This window comes from Arcticibacterium sp. (assembly GCF_055134445.1).
Map to the genome: position 1 here is coordinate 19,212 of NZ_JBSRVI010000022.1, position 8,173 is coordinate 27,384.

The 8,173-nt window shown below is 37.1% G+C and carries 4 protein-coding genes; 1 reads left to right on the top strand and 3 read right to left on the bottom strand.

Going from position 1 to position 8,173, the window contains the following annotated elements:
- Positions 1-2 precede the first annotated feature (2 nt).
- Both ACTBZY_RS03060 and ACTBZY_RS03065 read right to left on the bottom strand, forming a co-directional pair.
- Positions 3-3,107, bottom strand: coding sequence for a SusC/RagA family TonB-linked outer membrane protein (locus ACTBZY_RS03060; RefSeq protein ID WP_463044859.1), 3,105 nt, complete (start codon positions 3,105-3,107; stop codon positions 3-5).
- A gap of 1,562 nt (positions 3,108-4,669) precedes the next feature.
- Positions 4,670-4,858: a hypothetical protein gene (locus tag ACTBZY_RS03065; protein ID WP_463044860.1), complete on the bottom strand. Its 189-nt coding sequence runs from the start codon at positions 4,856-4,858 to the stop codon at positions 4,670-4,672.
- A 203-nt stretch (positions 4,859-5,061) separates the two neighbouring features.
- Between ACTBZY_RS03065 and ACTBZY_RS03070 the strand changes: the two genes are divergently transcribed.
- Positions 5,062-5,817, top strand: a complete 756-nt coding sequence (locus ACTBZY_RS03070) for a hypothetical protein (RefSeq protein WP_463044861.1) — start codon at positions 5,062-5,064, stop codon at positions 5,815-5,817.
- 534 nt (positions 5,818-6,351) lie between these two features.
- Here the strand turns inward: ACTBZY_RS03070 and ACTBZY_RS03075 are convergent.
- Positions 6,352-6,777: a DUF6943 family protein gene (locus tag ACTBZY_RS03075; protein ID WP_463044862.1), complete on the bottom strand. Its 426-nt coding sequence runs from the start codon at positions 6,775-6,777 to the stop codon at positions 6,352-6,354.
- Positions 6,778-8,173: the final 1,396 nt, after the last annotated feature.

An 8,173-nucleotide genomic window follows, 5' to 3' on the forward strand; every position in this document is an offset into this window, starting at 1 on the left:
AATTATAGAGTGACTTTAACACCAAAAGTGAATGACTTAGATATTGGATAGGTATATGATGTCAAAATCTCAGGGTCTATATTGAAAAGGTTTTCACCAGAAAAGGTTAGTATGTTGTCTCCTGAGAAGTAAACCATTGCATTTTTAACTTTTAGTTTGCTGTATACTTGTTTTGGAATGGCGTAGCTAACCGTTATGTTTTTCATTCTGAAATAGGAAGTATTCTTTAACCAAAATGAATTATAATATTGGGCAGCACCGTATATACTTAGGGGCTCATTATATACCGCTGGCAATTTAGCGTCGGTATTTTCAGGAGTCCAAGAATCGGTGAACCAAATGATAGGAGCATTCCCATCTTGATTAAAAGGTTCAACTCCATGCGAAGAGCGATATGATTTTTGACCTGCAACTCCCTGCCAGAATGTACTTACTTCAATGTTTTTGTATTTTGCTGAGATATTAGCACCATACATGAGGTCTGGATGTTGTCCATCAATATGGATTCGGTCTTTCTGATCGACTACATTATCTCCATTCTGATCTTTTAAGCGAATACCTCCTAAATATGGCGTTAAAGGTTGTTTTGGTGCCTTGTCAATATCAGCCAGCGTATTAAAATATCCATCGGCTTCCCACATATAAAAATCATTGAAAGCATAACCTTCTTCGTTAATGGTAGTAGTTCCTATTTCAGAAGCTCCATATTTTACCAATTTGTTTTTATACCATGAGAGGTTGGTACTTAGTTTATAGCTAAAATCTCCAATTCTTTTACGATGTCCAAGGACAATATCCCAGCCAGTATTCTTCATTTCTCCTCTATTTACTTGTGGGCCACCAGCTCCTGACTCAACAGAAACCTGCAACTGACGCAAAATATCTGAAGTAACCTTTTGGTAATAATCCACATTAGCGAAGTAGGAACCATTTTTTGATGTAAAATCAAGCCCTAAATCAGTTATGGTAGTGGTTTCCCAAGTGATATTAGCGTTCGTGAAGTTTTCAAGAACAACACCAGAAGAAATGGCTGAACCGAAAGGATAGCTATGAGAACCAGAAGTATGTGTGGTAAGGAAGTTGTTGGCGTTATAGTTACCAAATGCATAACGGGATTGGTAAGGATAGTCGTTGCTGCCGTCATTCCCAAGTTGTCCCCATGAGGCTCTTAACTTTAACTGACTGATAAAATCAATGTTATGCATAAACGCTTCCTGCTCTAAACGCCAACCTGCAGAGAAGGAAGGGAAAACCCCAACACGGTTACCTTCTGCAAATCTACTGCTCACATCTGTACGGACATTAGCCTCAAAGAGATACTTGTCGTTAAATGAATAATTGAAACGAGAAAAACCGCTTCGTATACTACTAGCTGTAGTTGAACCTGATGTAAGCTGATTGGCGGTTCCGGCTCCATCCAGTTCAGTAAGGGTTTGGCTAGAAATTCCAAATCTTGTAGAATTAGTCCATTCTCTTTTTCTAGCCTCCTGACTATAACCAGCCATTAACTTAAGGTCATGATTCTGAATATTTTTGTTGTAAGTTAATGTTGAATACAAGGTAGTTACCCTTGAAAAAGTGTTGCCAACATCAATTTTAGATGCGTCACGGGTTGTTCGGTTATATTCTCCAGTTCTGAAGTTGTACTCATCTTGCATTAAGACTTGATTTTTCGAACGTGAATAATCAAACTTATACGCACCTTTAGCGTCAAAAACAAGCCCTTCTAGCAGTTTAACACTGGTAAAAAGGTTTCCATTAAAGTTGTATCTTTCATCGCTGGTTCCGTTTTGACTTTCAAGTTTTACCATAGGATTCTCACGGGTAAAACCTTCGTCAAATACAAGTCCACTAGGGTCAATTGCCGAACCTGAAAATGCTTTTCCTGCATAGTGACCAGTTCCGTCTGCAGTGTATGGCCCCCAAGTTGGGCGTACCCACCATGTCTGAAGTAATGGACTAGCAAAGTCTTTACTTGGGCCCTGTCTGTCTGATGCTAAACCCATGAAAGTTCCACCAACGGTCACTTTATTGGTTATCTGACTTTTAAAATTCAAGAAAAAATTATGCTTATTATAATCTGTATTTTTAATCATTCCATCTTGATTCCAACTGCTGAGCGATAGATTGTATGATGTTTTTCCAGATGTTCCGTTTATACCGATTGTGTTTTTCTTCACGGTACCTGCTCTCATAACCAGATCTGTCCAATCTGTGTTTGGAAATAGTGGGTCATTTATTGAATTCCGATAGGCGTCTATTACATTCTGTGGATATCCACCAGTAGCAGAGCCTTTTGAGTTAATTACTGATCTATTATATAAAGTCATGAAATCAACGGAATTGGTTATCATTTCAGGAAGCATAGTAGGATTGCTTATTTGGTAATTACCGTCATAAGTAACCACCATAGATTCTTTTCCCCCTGTTTTAGTTTGGATTAAAACCACTCCGTTGGCAGCTTTTAAGCCATAAATGGCAGCTGAAGAAGCATCTTTCAAGACATTTACAGACTCAATAACGCTTGGGTCTAAATCTCCAATATTTCCTTCAACACCGTCTATCAAGACCAGTGGGGAGTTATTGCTGCCAAACGAGTTAAGACCACGAATAGTCATATTTAGACCTTCGGCACCCGGAATACCATTTGTTTGTGAAATTGTCAAACCTGGGATTTGTCCTTGTAAAGCCTGTGTTGCGTTTTGAACTGGTCTATTCTCTATGGTTTCACTTGACACCATAGAAACGGCACCAGTCAAGTTTGCCCTTTTCTGTTCACCATATCCAATAACCACGACTTCTTCTAAGTTTGCAGCGTCTTCTTCTAATTTAACGGTAATTATAGACTTTCCATTTAAAGGAATTTCTTGTGTAATGAAGCCTATATAAGTTACTACCAATATGGCGTTTGAAGAATTAACTTCTAAAGAGAAGTTACCATCCAGATCTGCTTGAGCTCCATTTGTAGTTCCCTTTTCGGATACAGTAGCTCCTGGTAATGGAGTACCGTTATTATCTTGAATAACACCAGAGATAGTGGTTTTTTTTGTGGAATAAGCGTGAGCAGAGCCGAAGCTTAATATTGTGAGAAATATAAAGGTTCTCAAAACTGTTGAAACGACGTTTGTTAACGTCTTTTTTCGCTTTTTGTGAAGACGAATAAAGATTTTATTCATATTTTTAATTTCAGGTATTTACTTTTATTTTTTGTTGCAAAACTTTTGCAACGGAATCACCGGAAGATGTTCGAGCATCTTCTGGTTTTTTTACAACATTTTTCTCCTAAAATTTAACTTATTAATTAAACTTAGGTGGTACCATACGCTTAACTGATTTTAGGAATAGGCTGAGCGTGAAAATTGGAGTAAGGATAGGGTCATGTGTCTGAGTGGCACTTTTAGATTTTAATAAATTTTGTTCATAAGCTTCATTTAAGGTTGAATTTTTAGAAAGAAAACTGAAGTAGTTTTTCACAAAACAAATTAAGCTGAAAGCCTAAAGATTTATTTATAGTATTTTAGTAATACTTGATACGATATATACATAGGTTAAATTTTTCAGTGAAAAAATAAGACATTTTGAATGTCACTGAGATGGAATGGTGGTTCTAAAGGAAATGTTTGGATTAGAATTGTCAGTGTTATTTTCTTTCTCAGAAGGAGTTTTCGTTATTTAAAAGTATTCAATAGTTAAGAAGAATAGGAAATCATGAAGGAGGTCAAATCTGAGAGGAAAACGTTTAACTGAACGGATTTGAATGAATCGGGTGAAATTACCTTATGACCTTATGGAAAGTTTGGATCAATAGTTATTATGAACATTGATGTATCTCTATACTCTTTTGGTTTAGATAGTAGAAACAAGGTTTGTAGACCAAATACAAATTAAGGGTTTTCAACTAGAAAGCTGATAGGGGGAAATAATACTAATATCTGTTATGCGATCGGGATTAGTAAATGCCAGTTGATGGCATTTCTGCAATTTCTAAGAGAGCTCAGAGCCAGTAAGGTAAATAGGAATTTTATGAGTAACGATTTTAGTTTAAAGTCGCCTTTTAACCTGGTTTATGCATTGGAGAATCGTAATGAGTTTTAAAGCGGAATAAATCAGACATTTAAACGAGATTAGTATAGTGGTTTACCATGAACTTTTTGTCGAAGGGTTCTGGTGATTGAGTTTAAAAGAATTTACGAACTGATTTTAAGCAATTTAGCTACGGTACCGATAGCAATCGGGAGATTTTCTAATGAATAATGCGGGTTTAATGATATCCTTTCATCTATCAAAACACAGAATAGTATTGCTTGAATATTCCGACGAAAGTCAGGACAAAGCAAAATAACTAACTTTTCAGTAGGGAGGCTTATTGAACTGACATGAGTATTATTTGTGAACCATCCAGCGGTCTTTTCTTCCTAAATTTTATATACTTTCCAGAGTTTTAATACTAATTCATTAGGTGGTATTATTTCTACGGAATTGGTGAGGTGTTGTTACTTTCCGATACAAAAAATAACTTTAACTGATTACTAGGGAGTTATAAGGTTTGGGCAACAATAGGGCAACAGAAAGTGCTTAAACAACAGAAATCAAGAGTTAAAAAGAACAAATGAGTAACTTTGGTGAAGGTGTAAAATTCCTCTCAAAGGCTTTTCCAAAGAAAGGTATTTTAGCGGATATGGCTTGAAACAGTTTCCTGATTCATTCCCATATACTGACAAAACTCTTCGACTGTCACCAATTGGTGTTTCTCTTTGTCGAGGTGGTCTTTAATCTTACGAATAAGACCTCTGCCATACCTTTCACTTCTGCCTGTGATTACCTGAATGTCTTTCGGATATATACACAGTCTCTTCATTTTTACTATTAATAATACTTCATCCATACTTTAGATATACATGGACTATGAATTATCTATGTCAAATTTAAGGATAAAAAATGGAAGCAAAAAAGGACTTTGTCGGAAGAATTGGGAACATACGGCACGGATGACAAGGGCTTTTAAAATCGAAGCAAAAAGACTTATAGATTTGGTTATTATTTACTAAAAATTATAAGAAAATGGCACGACAAAAAGGTCTTATTAAATTGGATGGTACCATAGGAGGTATCACATTTTACAAAACTCAAGATGGCTATCTAGCCAGAGAAAAGGGCGGCGTTGAAGCCGACCGAATAGCAAACGACCCGAATTTTCAAAGAACAAGGGAGAATGGTCAAGAGTTTGGTAGAGCTGGGAAGGCTGGAAAGCTTTTAAGAAACTCTTTAAGAGTCTTAATTCAGAATGCATCTGACAGAAGAATGGTAGGGCGATTAACAGCCAAAATGGTTAAAGTATTACAAGCTGACCAAACAAATACTAGAGGTCAAAGAAATGTTATTGATGGTGAAGCAGAGCTCTTAACAGGCTTTGAATTTAATATCAATGGGAAAGTAGGAAATACTATTTACGCTCCCTTTAGCTCATCTATAGACCGAGTAGCTGGCACCTTGGAAGTAAGTATTCCATCTTTCAAACCTGCTCAAATGATAGCAGCTCCTAGTGGTGCTACTCACTTTAAGTTTGTTACAGGCGGAGCTGAGGTAGATTTCGAAAATGAGTCTTTCGTTATTGATTTGCAGGAAAGTGCCATTTTGCCATGGACAAACCCTTCAGCAGCTGCAATAACTCTTACCAATACTGTCACGGCAAATTCAACTAGTCCGCTGTTTTTAGCATTCGGAATTGAGTTTTATCAAGAAGTGAATGCAGAGATGTATCCATTGAAAAATGGCTCACATAATACGCTTTCATTGGTTGCTGTGAGTGGAATGTAATTTGAATAGAAATATTTACGGAATGAATACCCTGCCATTTGGTGGGGTATTTTTTTTTATGCAAAGCCCTAAAAGGGCAATGCACAAAGAAAACGCTCACCTGAAGAATGAACCCAAAGACTACAGCTGCAAGGCAAAAGATATACCCGAATACCACGCTTAGGCGACTGAATGAAATATGCTGGCCGTACAAAACGCTGGTAAGCATATGGCGACACAGGCACAAACTCTGGTGATAAAGTGGAACAACAAGGGCAGCTGCTGGCCCTAGAAACTGATGATAAAGATGACTGATGTAACATAAACTAAAAAATTATATGCAAAACCTCAGTAAGGCGGAATAATAAACCAAAAGGAAACGGAATAAATGATGGCTTGTGCGGTTGCTTGTGTTTATGCCGTAGTCTTTTTGTTTTTTTTGTTTGGTTTGTGCGTTTGCCCGCCTTAATACCTTAGCATATGATTTTTTTGTTTTACAGCAGTTATCGCAGCAGTTTCTAGGGTCAGCAGTTTTTGGGTATATGTTCAGTTACCTTAATTCTTGTATCTGATAATGTTAATATAAAGTGCTCTTTTGGCATCTTGAATTAATTGGAGGTTTCTCAAGTAATTATTTTCAAGCTCTACCAATTTGTCTAAGTTTCTTGAAGTCTTTTTAAAGCGGTGAAAATTTAAGAGGCTATTTTCTACAGCTACATTTAAAACTTTCTTAAAATCTCCAATTCTAATAAATTCTATAACAGAACCGACCAAACAGGGGCGAAACTCATTTGTTTGCCATAGTCCTTTACAAAGCCAAAATAAATGGTTCCGGGTTTCATTATCCTGGCAATTAACCTGAAAGCAGTTTGGGATTGGTGTTTCTAGTGGTTTACCACTATTGATGCCTTTAGAAAGGACAAAAAAGCTGCTTGGATTGATTTCGGATTTTGGTGAATAGGTTTTGACTTGATATTGCATAGCATTGGTTTTAAAAATTTGCTACGCTTCGCTCCCCTTATATTTTTTTGACAAAGAAAAAAACAGAAAAAAAAGAAAGCCATCTGATAGGCGGCTGGTGAAATGGGCTGTCAAGGTTTTTGATGTAAAAAATTTGACAAGGGGATTCTTAAAGGCAATTGACAGTTTCAAAATTTTTAGAGCAAACCCCAAAGGGCGTGACCTTTACTGCTCATTTTGTGCGGCTGGTTTGTGAGCCGCCTATTTTTGCGATTCTTTTTAATCTATTTTAATAATCAATTCGCTTCACGAAATATGGAAACGATAAAACGGGATAGGAGACCAAAGGAAAAACTAAACTATACCAATGAGTGCTGAGGTGGTTTGTTGCAAGTGTGGGGCTGAAATGTAATGGAGCGTAAAAGGGATATGGAAAGTAAGATTTGAAAGTTTTTGCAGACTTGCAGACTTGCAGACTTGCAGACTTTGCAATGTTTGCAAACTGCAAAGTTAATCCTGTGAAAACTTTGAATCTGGAATGGGCTAAAATGGGCATATGCTTAGAGGAATGAAATGGAAGCCGCACTCTTGCTTGCCTAAACAGGTGGCATGGGGTAAATGTAGTGAAAGAATGAAGGCACGGAATGATTGAACGAAATGCACCTTATGAAGCCGATACGAATGATATTTAGTTTAGTTTTTCCTTACCTCTGAAATGGGTGGGTGGGTTTATGGAGGATGCTTTTGGTGAATGTTATTTTCGACTGGTGCGGCTGGAAAAACACGGCAACCGACTATAGGAGGCTATGGTGCTGGATACTTAACATAATGTTTTTATATAAAATCCTGTGCGTTTGGGAGCTTGCTCAAGGATTGGAAAAGGCTGTTATATAAAGCCACATTATGTTTAAGTAGCTTCCGACATTTTTATACTGGCATAAGCGAAGTGGTGGGGGTGGCTGGAACGAAGCGACTTTTTGATTGGGCTGGGTGCGTTGTACAGCTCTTTAGGTAGCAAAAGACCATAATTAATAGAAAAATAGTAATGTCTTTGCGACGCTAATGTGCTGTTTGGGTTTTGTAAAGAACACTCAAAAAGTGTGACAGTTTAAAATGGCGGCAGTACCATAGAATGCACTAAAGATGATGATTTTTGCGGATGGAGTGCATTTGCCGTGTTTTGGGGTGGCATGAATAATAGACAGGTTTCAGAACAAAAAAGAATGGTGTGTTACTCTCATGTTTTTACTCAACTTGCAACGCTTACTGGGATTGAATTTCAAGGGGTCTGCCTATCATAATATGATATTGTCAGTCTTTGTTTTTCGACGAACTAAATTCATCATGCATGGTTTTCCTCCCATTTGCACTAATGGATTTAAGCTTTATGTACCTTTAATTATAATTTCTTCCCCGT

What these genes read in the sequence shown, in the direction of transcription:
- ACTBZY_RS03065 (WP_463044860.1), bottom strand. Translation starts at nt 4,858, where the DNA reads ATGAAGAGACTGTGTATATATCCGAAAGACATTCAGGTAATCACAGGC.
- ACTBZY_RS03070 (WP_463044861.1), top strand. Translation starts at nt 5,062, where the DNA reads ATGGCACGACAAAAAGGTCTTATTAAATTGGATGGTACCATAGGAGGT.
- ACTBZY_RS03075 (WP_463044862.1), bottom strand. Translation starts at nt 6,777, where the DNA reads ATGCAATATCAAGTCAAAACCTATTCACCAAAATCCGAAATCAATCCA.